This is a genomic window from Billgrantia antri, assembly GCF_019430905.1.
GTDB lineage: Bacteria > Pseudomonadota > Gammaproteobacteria > Pseudomonadales > Halomonadaceae > Halomonas > Halomonas antri.
The window spans coordinates 550,487-569,197 of sequence record NZ_JAHYCA010000001.1 but is presented as its reverse complement, the minus strand read 5'-3'; the positions used below and the strand labels follow the sequence as shown (position 1 = coordinate 569,197).

The window sequence follows — 18,711 nt, the reverse complement described above, 5'->3', positions numbered from 1 at the left end:
TTAGAATTTTGCCTAATCCTATTGGTCGGGCTTTTCTTGTGCGGGAATATGTAGAATATTGTTGCCTAAAAATTAATCCGTCAGTAAGTGAAAAGGTGCTTGTTCGATGACATCGAGGCCCGCCAGCCTTCCTCGTGAGCGAATGGTCGAGCTGCTGTATCGGCTCGTGCCGCATGAGGGCTACACCCAATCCATGCTGGATGGGGTGCGCTTCCTGCGCTCGAATCGTTCATTGAAGCTGACGCCGGTACTGTACGAGCCGAGCATCGTCATCGTGTGCCAGGGGCGCAAGCGAGGCTATCTGGGCGATGAGGTGTATCTCTACGATGCCCTGCACTATCTCGTACTGTCGGTACCGCTGCCTTTCGCATCCGAGACCGAGGCCAGCCCGGAGGAGCCGCTGCTGGCCATTTCGATTCGCCTGGACATGGCCGTGGTGGCGGAGCTGGTGTTCATGTTGGACCAATTGGGCGAGCGCTCGGTGGCGCCGCCGCGAGGCATGCTTTCGACCCCACTGGGCGAACCCATGGCGGATGCCACGTTCAGACTGATCGAGGCGCTGGCCACGCCGCTGGAGGCGCAGGTGCTGGCGCCGAGCATCGTGCGGGAGATCTGTTTCCGCGTACTGGTAGGCGAGCAGGGCGGAAGCGTGCGTGCAGCGCTGGCTCATCAGGGCCAGTTCGGCAGGATCGCCAAGGCACTGCACCGCATCCACGCGGATTATGCCGAGCCCCTGGAGGTGGGGCGCCTGGCCAGCGAAGTCGGCATGAGCACGGCGGTCTTCCATGTGCACTTCAAGGCGGTAACGCAGACATCGCCGCTGCAGTACATCAAGTCGACGCGGCTGCACCAGGCCCGGCTGCTGATGATCCGTGATGGCCTGCCCGCAGCGGCTGCTGCTGCTCGGGTGGGTTACGAGAGCCCTTCGCAGTTCAGCCGCGAGTTCAAGCGCTTCTTCGGCCGGCCTCCCGGTGAGGAAGTGCGCGAAATGAAGGCCTCGCTGGCGTTGTTGCCACCGGCTCAGGCGGCGGGGCTGGCGCTGACGCATTGAGCGCTGCCGCGACGGGTGTAGGATGGAAGGCCTTTACCGAATTTAGCAAGGGCTGGCCATGAGCGATTATCTGCTGGAAGAGTCACCGCTGAGCAGCGGGGCCATTTATCGCATGTTCTGCGGCACGATCTGTCCGCGCCCCATCGCCTGGGTCTCGACCCATGACCGAGACGGCAACACCAACCTGGCGCCGTTCTCCTTCTTCAACGTGGTGAGCGTGGCGCCGCCGGTGCTGGGCTTCTCTCCGCTGCTCAATGGCGAAGGCCAGCCCAAGGACACCATTCGCAACCTGGAGCAGGTACCGGAGTGCGTGGTGCACATCAGCGGCGAGGCGCTGGTCAATGAACTGAACGCCACCAGCGCCAGCTTGCCGGCGGGAGAGGACGAATTCGCTCTGGCGGGGCTGGAGAAGGTGACCATGCCGGGGCTCTCGGTGCCGCGGGTGGCGGCGGCCCCGGTGGCCTTCGGCTGTCGGCTGCGTGAGATCGTTCGTTTCGGCGACCAGCCCATGGCGGGTTGCCTGGTACTGGCCGAAGTGGTCTCGATCCACATCGATGATGCCATCTGGAACGGTCGTCACGTGAGCGTCGAGGCGCTCAAGCCCATCGGCCGCATGGCGGGCAGCGACTATGCCCGCACCAGCGATCTGTTCGGGCTGGAGCGTCCGGCGTGAGCTGGTGGTGACTGGGCGACAGGTTCTTGGTTGCCTCAGTCGTCGGGTTCCTCAGCGTGCAGGCGACGCCAGCTCTGTGGCGTCATGCCCAGCCGGCGGTGAAAGTGACGGGTGAAGTGCGACTGGTCGTAGAAGCCGCATTCGTGGGCGATGTGCGCCAGCGGTGCGGTGCTGGCCAGCATCATCTCGCAGGCCAAGGCCAGGCGGCGTCGCGTCACGTAGGCCAGCGGTGGCTCGCCGAAGGTCAGCTTGAAGGCATGCGAGAAGTGGCTGAGGCTGAGGCGCGTTTCGGCGGCCATATCCTCTACGTGGATCGTGGCATCCAGGTGTGTGTCGACAAAGGCGATGACACGCCGGATCTGCCAGCCGACGAGTCCGCCATGAAGTGCCGGCGCCGGTGCGGTCGCCAAAGGCGCCTGGGCCAGCAGCAGCAGGGCCTGGGCCAGGCTGCTGCGCGCCGCCTCCTGATCCCTGGCCAGGCTCGTCGTGGCCTCGTCGAGCAGGTGTAACACACTTGCCCGCATTTCCTCGATGGTGCTGGGTAGACGCGGCGCCCTGGCCGGTAACGGCGTCATGGCATCGCCCCCGAAAGTGTCGGACATCCTGGGCGAAGCAGAGATATTGTCGCTCAGAGGGTCTGGTTCCGTTGAACGGGTCGTTAAGAAGTATAGGCCAGCTCAACCCTCAGCCATTCCCATTCGAGCCTTCCGGTCAGCTGAATTGTCTCCCCCAAGCACCGACGCGAGTGCCTAGGCACTCGCGTCGTCGGTACGGGCGGAGATACCGCGATCAGTTGGGATGGTAGTCATACTCCTGACGACTGAGAAAGCCGTCGCGGTTGCGGTCGAGCTCCCAGAATGAATCGGTCAGCGACACCCCGACGGTTTCGGCTTGATTCAGCCGCCCGTCGCGGTCGGCATCGAGCTGTTCGAAGTGACGCTTGACCATAGGAGCCTGCATGGTGCCGCTACGGGTCGCCAGGGGTCCATCCTCGGGGGATGGGCGATCGGCGAACGCCGTGACGGGGGCGAGCGCCAGAGTTAACAGTAGTGCCAGCGTGCGTAGCTTCATGGTTGCGACCTCCTGTCTTGGTTCAGGGGTAACGAGCCGAAGCCAGCTCGTCTCATTCATCATGAGACGTTGCCTGCCGCCAGGCTTGCCCGGCCGTACGGCGGTTTGCACGTTTCTGCTGCACCAAACGATAGAGTCGTCGTGACCGTATGAACGCCGGCTCTTCACCGCAGGAGATCAAAGCTCGCCGGCCAGTTTCCTTTCCACCAGTTCGAGCCGATCCTGACCCCAGAACGGCTCCCCGTCGACGTCGTACCAGGGGGCGCCGAAGCAGCCAGCGGCGATGGCTTGCTCGCATGCTTCATCGAGGCGCTGCTGGCCCGACTCCGTGTCCGCTTCCTGCAGTAGCGCCCGGCCGTCCAGGCCGTAGCTATCGGCGATCTCGCCTAGTGTGGCGTGGTCGGCAATGTCGCGTTCCTCGGCCCAGCAGGCCCGCTGTATGGCCAGCGTCAGCTCGGCGATGTCGTGGCCACGGGCCTTGGCGGTCAGTAGCAGGCGTGCCGCGGGGCGGTCGTCGACGGGGAAGTACTTCGGTTGCGGGTTGAGCGGGATGCCCAGCAGGCGGGGCCAGCGTCTCAGCTCCGCCAGGCGGTAGGCCTGGCGCTCAGGAGCGCGTTTGGGCAACGGCACCCCGCCCGTTCTGGGGAAAATGCCGCTTACCGTGATCGGCACGTAGTCGACCGTGGCATCGTGGCGGGCGGCGATCTCGCCGAGGCGGGCGTGTCCCAGGTAACTCCAGGGGGATACCGGGCTGAAGTAGTAGGTGATTCGCTTGGGCATGGGAGGCTCCTCTCGACCGTTGCATACGGTTTCCAGAGGCTAGCTCGCCTGGCGCAAGGTGTCCTGGTTTTGCGTCGATGAGCGGACGGCACTAACGCAAGCGGTTGCCGATAGTGGCGCGAATACCAAGCTCTCAGTCGTTTTGACTACGTTTTTACTCGCATGAAAGCACTATGGTCAGCCCTTGGTTCATCATTCCTACAAAAAGAACGAGTCCCCCCTCATGCGCTCCCGATTCCGCTCCCTTCGACTGCTCGTCGTCGCCCTGGCTGGTGCCTGTCTTCTAGCCGTGGCCACTGCGCTGGTCAGTTATTCATTGGTATCCGCATCGAGTACCCAGGAGGTGGTGGCCGAGCACACCCAGTCGCTGCTCGAGAGCAGCATCGACGAGCGGCTGGCCTCACTGGCCAATGCCCAGGCCGAACGCATTCGCAATGAACTGGATCGGGCCCTGACCCTGGCCAGCCAATTGGCCCATACCAATGCCCTGATGGGTATACCGGGTGACGACGGCCGTCCTCAGCTTCGCCTGAGGCGTGAAGAGCTCTCCCGACTGGTGCGTCATACGGTGGCCGAGAATGCCCAACTGCTGGACGCCTATATCGGCTGGGAGCCCAATGCCTTCGGTACCGATGCCAGGTATACCGAGACCGGGTTCGGCGAGGGTAGCGGGCGCTTCCGGCCCTGGTGGGTCCGCGAGTCCGATGGCAGCATGCGTCTCGGGTTGCTCAACGAGGACAACATGGAGAGCGAGGCGCCGCTGGGTAACGGCATGCGGCGTGGCGAGTACTATCTCTGCCCACGCGATACCCTGGCGCCCTGCGTCATCGACCCGGCGGCCTACGACTACGCGGGTGTCATGCGCATGGTCACCTCCTTCAACGTGCCGATCCTGGCGCAGGGCCAGTTCCGCGGCATCGCCGGCGTCGACCTGTCGGTGGACTTCACCCAGGAATTCCTTACCCAGGCCAACCAGGGGCTCTATGACGGCGCCGGCGAGATGGCGCTGATCGCCTCGCTGGGCAGCGTGGCGGCCTATACCGCCGATGCTGAAGCCCTGGGGGGCGCGGCCGGAGAGGTGCTGGGCGATGCCGTCCACCAGCGTATCCTCGAGACCCAGCAGCGCGGCGAAATGCGCAAGGTCGAGGATGCCGATGGCATGCTCGAACTCTACTGGCCCTTCTCCGTCAGCGAGGCCGAAGCGCAAGCGCCCTGGGTACTGCTCATACGCCTGCCGCGGGAAGTGGTGCTGGCCGAGCTCGGCGCCCTGCAGCGTACCCTGGATGACCAGCGCAACCAGCATCTGCTGGGCATGGTGGTGGTCGGGCTGATCGTCGCCGGCCTCGGTCTGGTGGCGATCTGGCTGGTCGGTGGCAGCATTGCCAGGCCGCTGCGCGAGCTGGCCGGACGCATGCGCGAGATCGCCTCCGGCGATGGTGACCTGACCCAGCGCTTGCCGATCAAGGGGCGCGACGAGAGCGCCGAGCTGGCCACGCAGTTCAATGCCTTCGCCGACAAGATTCACGACGTGCTGCTCGAGGTGCGGGTGAGTAGTGAGGCGGTACGTGTCGCTGCCACCGAGATCGCCAGCGGCGGCCAGGATCTGTCGCGACGCACCGATACTGCCGCCGCCAGCCTGCAGCAGACCTCTGCCTCGATGGAGGAGATCACCAGTACCGTGGAGCACACCGCCGAGTCGGCGCGCGAGGCCAATGCGCTTTCGCAGTCGGCTTCAGAGGTGGCGGCACGTGGCGGTGAGGTGGTGTCCCGGGTGGTGACCACCATGGACGAGATCACCGATGCCTCGCGCCAGATCGCCGAGATCGTCACGGTGATGGACGGTATCGCCTTCCAGACCAACCTGCTGGCGCTGAACGCTTCGGTCGAGGCGGCCCGGGCCGGCGAGCAGGGGCGCGGCTTCGCCGTGGTGGCCGGTGAGGTGCGCCAGTTGGCCAGCCGCTCGGCGAGCGCCGCGCGCGAGGTAAAGGCCCTGATCGACGCTTCGGGAGCCAAGGTACGCAGCGGCTCCGACTTGGTCAGCCAGGCTGGCGCGACCATGAACGAGATCGTTACCAGCGTTTCCCGGGTAAGCGACGTACTCCAGCAGATCACCGCGGCCACCGGCGAGCAGAGCGACGGCATCGGCCAGGTCAATGTGGCGGTCGCTGAGCTGGATCGCATGACTCAGGAGAATGCCGCCCTGGTGGAAGAGTCCAGTGCCGCTGCCGAGCGCCTCGAGGAGCAGTCGTTGCGCCTGGCCGAGGTGGTGGGCGCCTTCACCCTGGCCAATACGAATGCCCGCGCTCCGCTATGGACGCCCGCCGCCTTGCCTGCCCCGCGGACCGAAGCGAGCGCCTATTGATCGGTCGCCAAGTCAACCCAGCACTTTGCCCTCGCGCCAGTAGCCCATGCTGCTGACGTAGCGCTTGGGCAGCCCGCACTCGTTGACCAGGTAGCGGCGGATGCCCAGCGCCACCTTGCTCTCGGCGGCGATCCAGGCGTAGAAGGGGGCGTCGTCGTCGGTCGTTGCGGCTTCCCAGAGCAGGCCGTCGTCGGGTGCTTCGTGGGCGTCGGCGCTGTCGGGCGGGCCGCCCAGGCTGGCGATCTCGGCGCGCAGGTCGATATCGCGCACCGCACGCAGCAATTGCTCGCCATGGGCGCAGCCGGGCCTCGTGTCACGAGCTAGCCAGCGTACCTTGGCCTGAGAGGGGAAAGTCTGGGCATCTCCGCCCAGGGGGACCTCGATCAATGCGTCCACCCGCGGTTGGTCGGCACGTGCAGCCAGTTCCTCTAGAATCCCGGCCGCCGCCGGCAGGGCGGTTTCGTCGGCCACGACGAGAATGCGCTTCACGCCACGCGGCGGCTTCCACTCGTAGCCCACGCCGAGGTTTTCCACCTCGCTGACCGGAGCGGTCATGGCCAGGCGGTCACCCGGCTGGGCGCGCATGGCCCAGCGCGAGGCGGGGCCTTCGTCGCCGTGCAGCACGAACTCGACGTCGACCTCGCAGCGCTCGGCCCGCAGGGCGCGAATGGTGTAGGTGCGCATCGGCGGGCGCAGGTCGTCCGGCATGGCGCGATAGGCGGCGTACCAGTCGTCGGGCTCGCCCTCGACGCAGTCGAACAGGGCATCGAGGCTGCCGCATGCGGTGGGGAAGAACAGTTTGATGCGCTGGTCCGGCGCGTGAGTGGCCATGCGCGCCACATCGGGGCCGGTGAAGGTGAGCCTGGCCAGCGAGGGGCTGACCTGGGTGCGGCGGGAAAGGGTGATGTCGAAGACTTGGTAGCTCTGCTTGGCCATGGTGCCGGGACTCCGCGTGAGATGGCAGCAGGCTAGCATTCTCGATAATCATTCTCAATATTATTGCGCCGCCGAGCGGAGCGCGAAACGCGGCCGCCTGTTGACCGTCAGGCGGCCGCCACCGATCAGCGATAGATGCCCTCGTAGCGCTTGCGCAGCTCGTTCTTCTGCACCTTGCCCATGGTGTTGCGTGGCAGGGTGTCGGTGAAGAACACCCGCTTGGGCTGCTTGTACTTCGCCAGTCGCCCCTCGAGATGATCGAGCACCTGCTGCTCCTCGAGTTCGGCGCCTGGCTGCGGCACCACCACGGCGGTCACGCCCTCGCCGAAGTCCGGGTGCGGCACGCCGATAACCGCGGACTCCACCACGCCCTCGAGCTCGTCGATCACCTGTTCGACCTCCTTGGGATAGACGTTGTAGCCGCCCGAGATCACCAAGTCCTTGTCGCGCCCGACGATGTGCACGTAGCCCTGTTCGTCGGTCATGGCCAGGTCGCCGGTGACGAAAAAGCCGTCGTCGAGAAGTTCCTCGCGGGTCTTCTCGGGCATGCGCCAGTAGCCGATGAAGACGTTGGGTCCGCGAATTTCGAGCATGCCGATCTCGCCCTGGGGCACCGGCACGTGACTTTCGCGATCGGTGATGCGGTACTCCACTCCGGGCAGCGGCATGCCCACAGTGCCGGCACGACGCTCGCCGTCGTAGGGGTTGGAGAGGTTCATGTTGGTCTCGGTCATGCCGTAGCGCTCGAGGATGGCGTGGCCGGTCTTGGCCTGGAACGCCTGGTGGGTCTCGGCGGTGAGCGGGGCGGAGCCGGACACGAACAGGCGCATGTTGGCGGTCGCTTCCGGGGAGAGGCGCTCGTCGGAGACCAGGCGGGTGTAGAAGGTCGGCACGCCCATCAGCACCGTGCCGTGCGCCATCTCCTCGAAGATCACGTCGGCATCGAACTTGGGCAGGAACAGCATGCTCGAGCCGGCCATCAGGGTGACGTTGCAGCCGACGAACAGGCCGTGGGTATGGAAGATCGGCAGCGCGTGGATCAGGCGGTCCTCGGCGCTGAAACGCCAGGCTTCCTTCAGAGTGGCGGCGTTGGAGCCCAGGTTGCGGTGGGTCAGCATGGCGCCCTTGGAGCGCCCGGTGGTGCCCGAGGTATAGAGAATCGCGGCCAGGTCGTCGCTGGTGCGCGGCTCGATGGCGTCGAAGGGGGCGGTGCGCTGCGCCAGGTCCATCAGGCTGCCATCGGCATCGGTGCCGAGCGTTTCCACCGCCGGGCAGCCGCTCTCGCCGGCCACCGTGCGGGCCTCGTCGAGGGCGGCGGGGCGGCAGACGAACAGCGCCGGTTCGGCGTCGGAGAGGAAGTAGCGAATCTCGTCGGCGGTATAGCCGGTATTGAGCGGCAGGTAGACGCCACCCATGCGCAGGCAGGCCAGATAGAGCAGGATCGCCTCGGGGCTCTTGTCGACCTGCACGGCGACCCGGTCGCCCGGGGTCACGCCCAGCTCGGTCAGGGCACCGGCCAGGCGGGCGCTGGCGCCCAAGGCATCACGATAGGAGTAGCGACGGCCTTCGCGAGTGGTGATGAAATCGGCGTCGCCGCGGTCGCGCATGCGGGCGGCGAAGGTGTCGAAGAGGTTGTGACTCATTTGGCAAGCTCTCCCTTGGCCATTTTGCGAGCGCGGCGGTTGAGATCGCGGACCTCGCTGGAACAGACCACCGTGGCGTTGGCCGTGTAGTTCTCGTGATTGCGCTCGATGTCATCGAGTACGTAGAGGTAGTTGACCATCAGCCCGGCCGCCTGCTTCACCCCCTTGGGGGAAGTGTCGCCGAGCCAGTTGATGCGATGCAGCTCGGCGCCGTTGCCGAGATGGAAACGGGCCACCGGATTGAGCGGCAGGCCGCGGGCGTTCTTCTCCTCGACCAGGTAGCGGGCGGCCAAGGGCTTGATGACCGCCCTGAGGCGCTCGCTCTGGGCCGGGTCGAGGTGCCAGTCGGAAGCGTCGAGTTCGTGCAGTACCTGGCGCAGCTCGCCGGGCAGCGCCTCGTCGTCGCGCCGTTCGGCGAGCCAGTGGGCGAAGCCCGGCACCGGCGAGAGCGTGACGAAGTGCTTGAGCTGGGGCAGTTCCAGCTTGAGCTCCTGCACTACCTGCTTGATCAGGAAGTTGCCGAAGGAGATGCCGCGCAGGCCGGTCTGGCAGTTGCTGATGCCGAAGAAGGCGGCACTGTCGGCGGCCTCGGGGTCGTCGATGTCGCGTTGCCCGGCGCTCTCGCCCGAGAGGATGGGCTGGATGCGGTCGGGAAGACCCTTGCACAGCGCCACCTCGACGAAGATCAGCGGTTCGTCGCCGATGGCCGGATGGAAGAAAGCGAAGCAGCGACGGTCGCGGGCGTCGAGGCGGCGGCGCAGGTCGTCCCAGTCGCGGATCTCATGTACCGCCTCGTAGCGAATGATCTTCTCCAGGATCGAGGCCGGGGTGTTCCAGTCGATGCGCTTGAGCACCAGGAAGCCGCGATTGAACCACGAGCCGAACAGGTGGGCGAAGTCTGCGTCGATGGGCTTGAACGCCGGCTGCTCGCGCAGCCGCTCGAGCAGTCCCTCGCGCATGCGCACCAGCGCATGAGTACCCTCGCTGGCCAGGTTGAGGCGCCGGAAAAGCTCCTGGCGGCGCGGTTCGCAGGCCTCGAACAGGGCGTGCAGGCTGGGGTTGTCGCGCTGCTCGCGATAGGTCTCGTAGGCCGCGTCGATGCGTGCCGGGTCGGCGGCGAAATCGCGGGCAAGGCCCTCGAAGAAGCGGGTACGCTCGTCTTCGGTCAGCTGTTGGTACATGGCCAGCGCACGGCTGGCCAGGCTGATGCTCGAGGCCTCGCCGTCGCTCTCCAGCAGCCCCCGGCAGGCGTCGAGCAACTGAGCGTGGTCGGGTGCGGTGAGCCCGCCCTGCCGACGCCATAGCCGCGCATCGCGCTGGGTGATGCTGTTGAACAGCTCTTGCAGGAATGACATGTTCATGCGTCTTGCTCCGTCAGCCCATGATCAGGTTGGGTAGCCACAGGGCAATCCCCGGGAAGAAGCACAGCAGGACGATGGCCAGCACCATGCACAGCGCGTAGGGCAGGCTGCCCATGAGGATGTCGCGCAGCGAGATATCCGGTGCGATCCCCTTGATGATGAACAGGTTGAGTCCCACCGGAGGCGTGATCAGGCCGATCTCCAGGTTGATGGTCAGGACCACGGCGAACCAGTAGGGATCGAAGTCGGCAGCGAGGATGATCGGCAGCAGGATCGGCGCGGTCATCACGATCACCGCCACCGGCGGCAGGAAGAAGCCGGCCACCAGCAGGAACAGGTTGATCACGCCCATCAGCACCCAGCGGTTGACCTCCAGGTCGGCGATGGCGCCCGCCACGGTCTGGGTGATGAACAGCGAGGAGAGGGCATAGGCGAACACCTCGGCGCAAGCGATCACCAGCATGATCATCACGCTCTCGCGCAGCGAATCGCGCATGATCAGCTTGATCGGACCCAACTGCCACATGCGGTAGATGACGATGGCCAGGGCCAGGCACAAGAAGGCGCCCACGCCGGCGGCCTCGGAGGGCGTGGCCACGCCGCCGTAGAGGGCGAACAGGATGCCTACCACCACGGCGAGGAAGGGCAGCACGCGGATCAGCGCGCGCATGTTGGTCTCGACGTTGGCCTTGACCGTCTCCTTCATCTGCCCGGCGGCCTGGGCCAGCGGGTTGGCATAGCCGCCGGCCAGCTTGCAGGCGATCACGGTCCAGATCATGAACAGCCCGGCGAGCATGAAACCCGGCACCACCCCGGCGATGAACAGCCGGCCGATCGATGTCTCGCTGGCGATGCCGTAGATGATCATGGTCACCGAAGGCGGAATCAGGATCCCCAGGGTACCACCGGCGGCGATGCAGCCCGCCGCCACGCCGTCGGGATAGCCGCGGGTGCGCATCTCGGGAATGCCCATCTTGCCGATGGCGGCACAGGTGGCCGGCGAGGAACCGGAAAGCGCGGCGAAGATCGAACAGGCGCCGATATTGGACACCGCCAGCCCGGCGGGCAGGCGCCCCATCCACAGGTCGAGCGAGCGGTAGAGGTCGCGTCCGGTGGGCGAGGAGGCTACCGCGGCGCCCATCAGGATGAACATCGGAATGGCGACGAAGCCGAACTCGGCGATGCGCTCGAAGAAGGTCTCGCCGAAGTAGGTCAGCTCGGGCAGGCCGCGGTCGTAGAGCAGGGCGAGCAGGGAGACGCCGCCCAGGGCGAAGGCGATGGGGGTGCCGATGGCCATCAGGGCCATGAGGCCCAGGGCAACGATGATCCCCAGCGTGATCGGATCCATGTCACTCCCCTCCGCGCAGCATTTCGGCCACGTACTGCAGCGTCAGCAGGGTCGCCCCCAGGGCCACGGGAACCAGCGCCGGCCACAGCGGCGGGTTCCATACCGTGCCGGTGGTCCACTGACCGTGCCAGGCTTCGGCACCATAGACCCAACTGCCGTAGGTCAGTGCCGCGCAGAAGACCAGGCCGAACAGCGAGGCGATCCACTGCATGATGCGCTGGCCGATGCCGCCCACCATGTCGGGCAGCAGGGTAATGGCGACGTGGCCGCCGGTCATCAGCACGTAGGGGCTTCCCATCAGCATGGCGCCGGTGACGGAGAAGATGGTGAATTCGGTCTGCCAACTGGTGCTCATGCCCAGTACGTAGCGCACGAAGACCATATGGCAGATCGCCGCCACGCCGGCGATGAACATGACGGCGGCGAGGTAGGCGGCGGAGCGGGACAGGCGATCCATCCAGCGCACGTATCCGGCTACGAGGGGCATTCGCCTGGCGAGGGGTGAGGTGTTGGCCATGGCCATGTCGTCCTCCCGGAGTCAGGGGCACCGGCCACGGGGGCCGGTGCCGATGGCTGAGCAGATCGGCGTCACTCGACGGCCAGCGCGGCGTCGATGAGGGCCTGTCCGTTGGGGACGTTCTCGGCGAAGTTCTGGTAGGAACTCTGCTTGGCGATCTCCAGCCAGGCGTTGTAGTCCTCCTCGCTCATGCTGACGACCTCGACGCCGTTCTCGCGGAATACCTCGACCATCTGCTGGTCCAGGCCGGCGGCCTCGGCGGCGAAGAACTCCTCGGCGGCCTGGGCGGCCTCCGTCAGCGCCTGCTGCTGCTCCTCGTTGAGCTCCTGCCAGACTTGCTCGGAGATCAGGATCGGCTCGTACATGAACCACAGGGCATGCTCGCCGGGCTCGGTCAGGCACTCTACCTGCTCGTAGATACGGTAGGAGACGAACGACATCGACGAGGTATTGGCGGCATCCAACACGCCGGTCTGCAGCGCGGTGTAAATCTCGGAGGATGGCATCGAGGCGATCGATGCACCGGCGGTTTCCAGCATCTGCTCGAAGGCGGGGCCGGCAGCGCGGAAGGTCTGGCCGTCGACGCTCTCCGGCGAGGTGATGCAGTTCTCGGTGGAGGCGAAGCCGCCTGCCAGCCAGGCGTCTGCCAGCACACGAGCGCCGCCTTCGCGAATGACCTCCTTGATCATGCCCATGAATTCGGAGTCGTTGAGGCGCTGGGCGTGTTCGTGGTTGCGCACCAGGCCGGGCATCAGGGTGGCGGAAAACTCCGGGTGGCGGCCGCTGGCGTAGTCGAGCGGCAGCGCGGTGATGTCGAGGCGACCGCGCGACAGGGCCGCCCACTGCTCGCGGGCCTTGAACAGCGACTGGCCCGGGTAGACCTCGATCTTCAGGTCGACGTCGGCCTCGGCGACCTTGTCGGCCATCAGCTGGACCATCTCGTCGCGCACGTCACCCTGACCGCCGGGGAACTGGTGCGAGGCGCGAAGCACGGTTTCGGCAGAGGCGGCGCCGCTGAAGGCGAGGGCCAGCCCCAAGGCGAGGGGAGTGAGGATGTGGCGTTGCATTTGGCGTCTCCACGGGTTGTTCTTGTGTGGTAGGTTTTGTTCTGTGATGTTTATCAGCGAGGCTGATGTATACTTCAATAGCGCTTGCGTATACTCATGTCAAATCCGTTACAGTAAAAAGACGTTGCGTTCGTTCGAGGGACGCCGGGAAGAAATAAGGAGGGTGACCATGGCCAGCCCCAAGCGCTCGAGTGCACAGCGCCTGCGCGATTCGCTGGAGAACGCCATCATCAATGGCCGCCTGGCGCCCGGCGAGCGTCTCGATCCCGAAGCGCTGGGTCGTGAGTTCAATGTCTCGCGAACGCCGGTGCGCGAGGCGATCCAGCAGCTCGTCGCCAGCGGGCTGGTCACGGTCACGCCGAAGAAGGGCACCTTCGTGGCCAAGGTGGGGATCGATCAGTTGATCGAGATGTTCGAGGTCATGGCCGAGCTGGAGGGTATGTGTGGGCGCCTGGCGGCGCGACGCATCGGCGAAGCGGAACTGGCCGAGCTGCGCGGCGCACTTGAGCGCTGTGAGGCCGCTGCCCTGGCCGGGGATACCGACGAGTACTACTACGAGAACGAAGCCTTCCACGACTGCATCTATCGCGCCAGCCACAACACCTTCCTGCTTGGCGAGGCACGCCAGCTCAAGCAGCGGCTCAAGCCGTACCGGCGTCTGCAGCTACAGGTGCGCCAGCGCATGCATAGCTCGCTGCGCGAGCACCGGGACGTGGTGGCGGCCATCGAGGCCGGCGATCCGGCCGCGGCGGAGCATGCCCTGCGCGACCACGTGCTGATCCAGGGCGAGCGCTTCAGCGACTTCGTCGCCAGTATTCGCGCCTTCGAGAACCCCGTTTCCGCCACCGGCTAGGCGGCAAAGCGGCATGCAAGGAGGCGGTGCGCTCGATTTTCGTTCTCTGCGCGCCTAAAGTGACGGGCAGGAACGTTAGTGGAGTCGTCATGTTTCCCCCTTTCACCCTTCGCTATGCCCGCCTGCCGGAGCGCTTCTACGCGCACTTCGAACCGGTGCCCGTGCGCGAGCCGCACCTGATTGCCTTCAACCGGCCACTGGCCGAGACGCTCGGTTTCGACCTTGCCGACTTCGATGCCGAGGAGGCGGCGGTGTGGTTCTCCGGCAATGTGGTGCCGCGTGGCGCCGAGCCGCTGGCCCAGGCCTATGCCGGGCACCAGTTCGGCGGCTTCGTACCGCAGTTGGGCGACGGCCGTGCCGTATTGCTCGGCGAGGTGACCGACCGCGACGGCCGGCTGCGCGACATTCAGCTCAAGGGTGCGGGGCGTACGCCATTCTCCCGTGGCGGCGACGGCCGTGCACCGCTGGGCCCGGTGCTGCGCGAATACCTGGTCAGCGAGGCAATGCACGCCCTGGGCATTCCCACTACCCGTGCGCTTGCCGCGGTGACGACTGGTGAACGGGTGGTGCGTGGCATACCCGAGCCGGGAGCCATTCTCACCCGCGTGGCAGCCAGCCATATCCGTGTCGGCACTTTCCAGTATTTCGCCGCCCGCGGCGACATCGACGGCGTGCGCGAACTGGCCGATCACGCCATCGAGCGCCACTACCCGGAGCTCACGAAACGTGAGGGTGGCGAGCGCTACCTGGGATTGCTGGAGGCGGTGCAGGCGCGCCAGGCGGTACTGGTCGCCAAGTGGCTGGGTGTCGGCTTCATTCACGGCGTGATGAATACCGACAATACCTCGATCTCGGGCGAGACCATCGACTTCGGCCCCTGCGCCTTCATGGAGCAGTACGATCCGCGAATGGTGTTCAGTTCGATCGACGAGGGGGGGCGCTATGCCTACACCAACCAGCCGTGGATCGCCCAGTGGAACCTGGCGCGCCTGGCCGAGACCCTGCTGCCGCTGATCGACGAGGACAGCGACCGGGCGGTGGAGCGCGCCACTGAACTTCTGCATCGCTTCCCCGGGCAACACGAGGACGAGTGGCTTGCAGAGATGCGCGCCAAGCTCGGCCTGCAGCAGGCCCGGCCCGAAGATAAAGCGCTGATCGAGGCGCTGCTGGCGGCCATGCATCGCGGCCGTGCCGACTTCACCCTGACCTTTCGTCGCCTGGCCGAAGCGGCGGAGAATGCCGAGGCCGAGGCGTCGCTGGTGGCCCTGTTCGAGCGCCCCGAGGAGGTCGCCGGCTGGCTCGAGGAGTGGCGCCAGCGGCTTGCCCAGGAACCGCTGCCCGAAGGTGAGCGAACACATCGAATGCGCCTGACCAACCCGGCCTTCATTCCGCGCAACCACCGCGTGCAGCAAGCGTTGTCCGCGGCCATGGACGAGAATGACTTCGGCCCCTTCGAGACGCTGCTCGAAATCGTCACCCGGCCCTATGACGACCAGCCCGAGCGCGAGGAGTACACCCTGCCGGCCGAGCCCACCGAACGCGTCTTCCGAACCTTCTGCGGGACTTGAGCGTCAGCTTTTGCCGAGGCGGTCACGCAGCGCATGGGCTAGCCGCCTCGTAGCCGAGCCCTCAGCTTCGCCCTGTCGCATGACCAGGTACCAATTGAGGTAGAGCCCCCGATCGGTCAGCGCGACCGAAGAGAGGTCGCCCTGCGCCAGGTACGGCAAGAGCGTCCAGGCCGGTAGAATGCTCACGCCCAGGCCGCCGCGTACCAGCGACAGCACGGCGTCGGTCACCCCGGCGCTGATGACTTTGGCCGGGAGTACGCCGGCAGGGCTGAACAGCTGCTCGTACTCGCGGCCCTTCTCCGGAGTGGTGTGGTAGGCGATGTAGGGTTCGCTGGCCACGTCCTCGGCGTCGACCCAGTCACGCTGGGCAAGGGGATGGTCATGAGGGGTGGCCAGGCGCAGTTCATCACGTCGTAGTAAAACCGTTTCGAAGCCGACGGGGGGATGGCTGGCGGCGACCAGGGCCAGATCCACGTGGCCGCGGCGCAGTGCGCTGCAGGGCTCCAGGGACACATCCGGCACGATCTCCACACCGACCTGTGAGTGACGCTCGGCCAAGGTCGACAGCCCCTCGGGCAGCCAGTGATAGCCGCCGCACGCTTCGACGCCCAGGCGCACCACCTCTTCGATGCCGACGGCCAGGCGCTGGATGTCCTGCTCGGTGCGCTCCAGCTCGCCTAGTACGGTGCGTGCAGCGTGTAGCAGTCGCTTACCCGCCGATGTAGTGTGCAAGCGGCGCTGACCGCGGGTAAACAGGGCGACTCCCAACAGTCGCTCTGCCTCCTTGAGCCGGTGGCTCAGGGCGGATTGGGTCAGGCCGAGCTGTACGGCGGCATCGGACATGCTACCTGTGTCGGAGATGGCCACCATCATCTGCATCTGGCGAATGCTGAGTCGCGTCATCATATTAATTTATTTCATGGGTAAGCGTATTTAAATAAAATTTAAATGCCTGGCTACGCTTCGTAAACTGGGGGCAAGTGCAGCTTGTCGGGGTAGCTCGTCAAGACGGTTCGCTGGAACAAATGACAGAAAGCGGAGGCGACCATGGACAGGCAGGAGAAAACACCGCCGCGCAGCGGTGCGCTGGATCTCTCGCAGGAGGGCGTCCACTGGGACCAGCCGATGAGCTACGGCGAGTACCTGCAACTGGGGCCGCTGCTGTCGGCGCAGCGGCCGGGCACCGAAGAACATGACGAGATGCTGTTTATCGTCATTCACCAGGTTTCGGAGCTGTGGCTCAAGCAGTGCCTGCACGAGGCCCATGCCGCCGCCGCCCATATCGCCGCCGACCGGTTGCGCCCGGCGTTCAAGATGCTCACCCGGGTGGCGAGGATCCAGGCGCAGATGATCAACGCCTGGGAGGTGCTGGTGACCATGACGCCTGCCGACTACGCGCGCTTTCGCGACAGCCTGGGCCAGAGCTCGGGCTTCCAGTCCTTCCAGTATCGCGAGCTGGAGTTCCTGCTCGGCAACAAGAATGCAGCGATGGTCGAAGTGCATCGTCGGCATCCAGCACACTATCAGCGGCTCCGCGAAGTGCTGCACGCGCCTAGCCTCTACGACATCACCCTACAGTTACTGGCGCGGCGGGGCTTCGATCTTCCCGAGTCGGTGATCGAACGCGACTGGTCGGAACCCTACCGGCCCAGCACCGAGGTGGAGCAGACCTGGGCGGACATCTATCGCGATATCGGGCGTCATTGGGAACTCTACGAGCTGGCCGAGAAGCTCGTCGATACCGAGTATCACTTCCAGCAGTGGCGCTTCAGCCACCTCAAGACGGTGGAGCGCATCATCGGCCAGAAGCCCGGGACCGGTGGCACCGGCGGGGCCTCGTATCTCGCCAAGGCGCTGGACCTGCAGTTCTTTCCCGAGCTGTGGTCGGTGCGTACCACCCTCGAGGAGGGTGCCTCATGAGCCTGCTCCAGCGTCCTCTGGATCTCGACGACATCCGCGAGCTGGACCGCCAGGACCCGCTGGCCTCATTCAAGACCCGCTTCGCCCTGCCGAAGGGCACGATCTACCTCGACGGCAACTCGCTGGGAGCCCAGCCGAGCGCTGCAGTGGAAGCGGTCGAGGGGTTGATGGTGCAGTGGCGCGACTCGCTGATCCAAGGCTGGAACCAGGGCTGGTTCGATGCGCCGGAGCGGCTCGGCGATCGGCTGGCGCCGCTGCTCGGGGCCGAGCCGGGCGAAGTGCTGGTGACCGACACCATCACTCATAACCTGTTCAAGCTAATGGGCTATATCACCGAAGGGCAGGGCCGGACGCGTCTGGTGATTCTCAGTGAAGGGGGCAACTTTCCCACTGACGGCTATATCGCCCAAGGCTTCTGTCGCTTCGGTGGCTTCGAGCACCGGGTCGTGCCGGAAGGGGAAGCGCTGGAGGCGTACCTCGACGAGCGCGTGGCTGTGGTGGTGCTTAGCCACGTGCACTATCGCACCGGGCACTTGCGCGACATGGCGGCTATCACCCGGCAGGTTCATGCCAGCGGCGCCGAGGTGATCTGGGACCTCGCCCACTCGGCCGGTGCATTGCCGGTGGACCTCGCCGCCTGCGGGGTGCGCTACGCGGTGGGCTGCACCTACAAGTATCTCAACGGCGGCCCCGGCGCGCCGGCCTTTCTCTACGTACGGCGCGACTGCCAGGACCGGGGCTGGCAGCCGCTCTCGGGCTGGCTGGGGCACGCGGCGCCGTTCGCCTTCGAGACCGACTATGCCCCCGCGCCGGGCATCTCGCGCTTTCGTACCGGCACCCATTCGCCGCTGGCCTTTGCGGCGCTGGAAGCGTCATTGACCCTGTGGCAGGAGGTGGACCTCGCCGCGTTGCGCCACAAGAGCCAACGATTGATTGAGTTGTTTCGCGAGTCGCTGAGCGACTGCCTGGATGAGCGCGGCATCAGCGACATCACGCCGGACGAGGCGCAGCGCGGCAGCCAGGTGGGACTGTTGGCGCCAGCGCACGGCTACGCCATCGTCCAGGCGCTGATCGCACGGGGCGTGATCGGCGACTACCGTGAGCCGGGGCTGATGCGCTTCGGTTTCGCGCCGCTCTACCTGAGTCATGAGGACGTCTGGCAGGCGGCGCAGCATCTACGTGAAGTGCTGAGCGAAGGCGAGTACCTGGCCCCGCGCTTTCAGCAGCGCGGTGCGGTGACGTGAGGGAATCGCTGCCTCAAGCGCTAAAGGGGCCACTGTGCGATAGCGTTGAGCCCTTGGGCATGGAGCTCAGTCGAGCTTGTTGGCATAACAATTCCTTACTAACCTATTAAAAAAGATAACGTTAATAAATGGTTAAGCTGCCACTCTAACGCTACACAGAGAAACAGGTCTTGCCTGCACCATTGTTAGAAAGAGAGAGCGGCTTGCCACTAAGTTCGATTTTCGGCGCGCTATGGCGCCGCCTAAATACGCTGCAGAAGCGCTTACTGTGTGGGTTGGTAATGACCTGGCTTGTCATAGTCGGGCTTCTGTTGTTC

General features: G+C 65.5%; 17 protein-coding genes. 7 read left to right on the top strand and 10 right to left on the bottom strand.

Translation table 11 applies throughout. The annotated features are described in order from the left end of the window. Positions 1–106: 106 nt before the first annotated feature. Both KPL81_RS02545 and KPL81_RS02540 read left to right on the top strand, forming a co-directional pair. Positions 107–1,051 carry an AraC family transcriptional regulator gene (locus KPL81_RS02545; RefSeq protein WP_240549017.1) on the top strand — a complete coding sequence of 315 codons (945 nt, stop codon included), beginning with the start codon at positions 107–109 and terminating at the stop codon, positions 1,049–1,051. Positions 1,052–1,109: 58 nt separating this feature from the next. Beyond that, positions 1,110–1,724 carry a flavin reductase family protein gene (locus KPL81_RS02540; RefSeq protein ID WP_209473820.1) on the top strand — a complete coding sequence of 205 codons (615 nt, stop codon included), beginning with the start codon at positions 1,110–1,112 and terminating at the stop codon, positions 1,722–1,724. A gap of 35 nt (positions 1,725–1,759) precedes the next feature. On the opposite strand, the gene KPL81_RS02535 is transcribed toward KPL81_RS02540, so the two are convergent. From KPL81_RS02535 to KPL81_RS02525, 3 genes are all read right to left on the bottom strand, one after another. Then, on the bottom strand, positions 1,760–2,299 hold the full coding sequence (locus tag KPL81_RS02535; RefSeq protein ID WP_219790552.1) for a helix-turn-helix domain-containing protein: 540 nt from the start codon (positions 2,297–2,299) through the stop codon (positions 1,760–1,762). Positions 2,300–2,513: 214 nt separating this feature from the next. Continuing rightward, a complete protein-coding gene (locus tag KPL81_RS02530) occupies positions 2,514–2,795 on the bottom strand; it encodes an EF-hand domain-containing protein (RefSeq protein WP_219790551.1) in 282 nt (93 codons plus the stop codon). A 177-nt stretch (positions 2,796–2,972) separates the two neighbouring features. Then, positions 2,973–3,575: a 2-hydroxychromene-2-carboxylate isomerase gene (locus KPL81_RS02525; RefSeq protein WP_219790550.1), complete on the bottom strand. Its 603-nt coding sequence runs from the start codon at positions 3,573–3,575 to the stop codon at positions 2,973–2,975. Positions 3,576–3,798: 223 nt separating this feature from the next. On the opposite strand from KPL81_RS02525, the gene KPL81_RS02520 reads away from it, so the two are divergent. Further along, positions 3,799–5,937, top strand: a complete 2,139-nt coding sequence (locus KPL81_RS02520) for a methyl-accepting chemotaxis protein (RefSeq protein ID WP_219790549.1) — start codon at positions 3,799–3,801, stop codon at positions 5,935–5,937. A gap of 12 nt (positions 5,938–5,949) precedes the next feature. Here the strand turns inward: KPL81_RS02520 and KPL81_RS02515 are convergent, their stop codons facing one another. The 6 genes from KPL81_RS02515 to dctP form a co-directional block, all read right to left on the bottom strand. After that, complete coding sequence (locus tag KPL81_RS02515; RefSeq protein ID WP_219790548.1) at positions 5,950–6,873, bottom strand: siderophore-interacting protein; 924 nt, start codon at positions 6,871–6,873, stop codon at positions 5,950–5,952. Positions 6,874–6,998: 125 nt separating this feature from the next. Continuing rightward, positions 6,999–8,516, bottom strand: coding sequence for a malonate--CoA ligase (locus tag KPL81_RS02510; protein ID WP_219790547.1), 1,518 nt, complete (start codon positions 8,514–8,516; stop codon positions 6,999–7,001). Continuing rightward, a complete protein-coding gene (locus tag KPL81_RS02505; protein WP_219790546.1) occupies positions 8,513–9,877 on the bottom strand; it encodes a malonyl-CoA decarboxylase in 1,365 nt (454 codons plus the stop codon). The genes KPL81_RS02510 and KPL81_RS02505 overlap by 4 nt, the downstream gene beginning before the upstream one ends. 13 nt (positions 9,878–9,890) lie before the next feature. Continuing rightward, on the bottom strand, positions 9,891–11,225 hold the full coding sequence (locus tag KPL81_RS02500) for a TRAP transporter large permease (RefSeq protein WP_209473813.1): 1,335 nt from the start codon (positions 11,223–11,225) through the stop codon (positions 9,891–9,893). Between the two features lies 1 nt (position 11,226). After that, positions 11,227–11,748 carry a TRAP transporter small permease subunit gene (locus KPL81_RS02495; protein WP_219790545.1) on the bottom strand — a complete coding sequence of 174 codons (522 nt, stop codon included), beginning with the start codon at positions 11,746–11,748 and terminating at the stop codon, positions 11,227–11,229. 65 nt (positions 11,749–11,813) lie between these two features. After that, positions 11,814–12,809: a TRAP transporter substrate-binding protein DctP gene (gene dctP, locus KPL81_RS02490; protein ID WP_219790544.1), complete on the bottom strand. Its 996-nt coding sequence runs from the start codon at positions 12,807–12,809 to the stop codon at positions 11,814–11,816. A 169-nt stretch (positions 12,810–12,978) separates the two neighbouring features. On the opposite strand from dctP, the gene KPL81_RS02485 reads away from it, so the two are divergent. Both KPL81_RS02485 and KPL81_RS02480 read left to right on the top strand, forming a co-directional pair. After that, positions 12,979–13,662, top strand: coding sequence for a GntR family transcriptional regulator (locus KPL81_RS02485; protein WP_219790543.1), 684 nt, complete (start codon positions 12,979–12,981; stop codon positions 13,660–13,662). Between the two features lie 89 nt (positions 13,663–13,751). Continuing rightward, entirely contained in the window at positions 13,752–15,230 is a 1,479-nt protein-coding gene (locus KPL81_RS02480) for a protein adenylyltransferase SelO (RefSeq protein WP_219790542.1), read from the top strand. 3 nt (positions 15,231–15,233) lie between these two features. Here KPL81_RS02480 and KPL81_RS02475 read toward each other — a convergent pair whose 3' ends face one another. Continuing rightward, a complete protein-coding gene (locus tag KPL81_RS02475; RefSeq protein WP_219790541.1) occupies positions 15,234–16,136 on the bottom strand; it encodes a LysR family transcriptional regulator in 903 nt (300 codons plus the stop codon). Between the two features lie 141 nt (positions 16,137–16,277). On the opposite strand from KPL81_RS02475, the gene kynA reads away from it, so the two are divergent. Both kynA and kynU read left to right on the top strand, forming a co-directional pair. After that, entirely contained in the window at positions 16,278–17,150 is an 873-nt protein-coding gene (kynA, locus tag KPL81_RS02470; protein ID WP_219790540.1) for a tryptophan 2,3-dioxygenase, read from the top strand. Further along, complete coding sequence (gene kynU / locus KPL81_RS02465; RefSeq protein ID WP_219790539.1) at positions 17,147–18,394, top strand: kynureninase; 1,248 nt, start codon at positions 17,147–17,149, stop codon at positions 18,392–18,394. The genes kynA and kynU overlap by 4 nt, the downstream gene beginning before the upstream one ends. Positions 18,395–18,711: the final 317 nt, after the last annotated feature.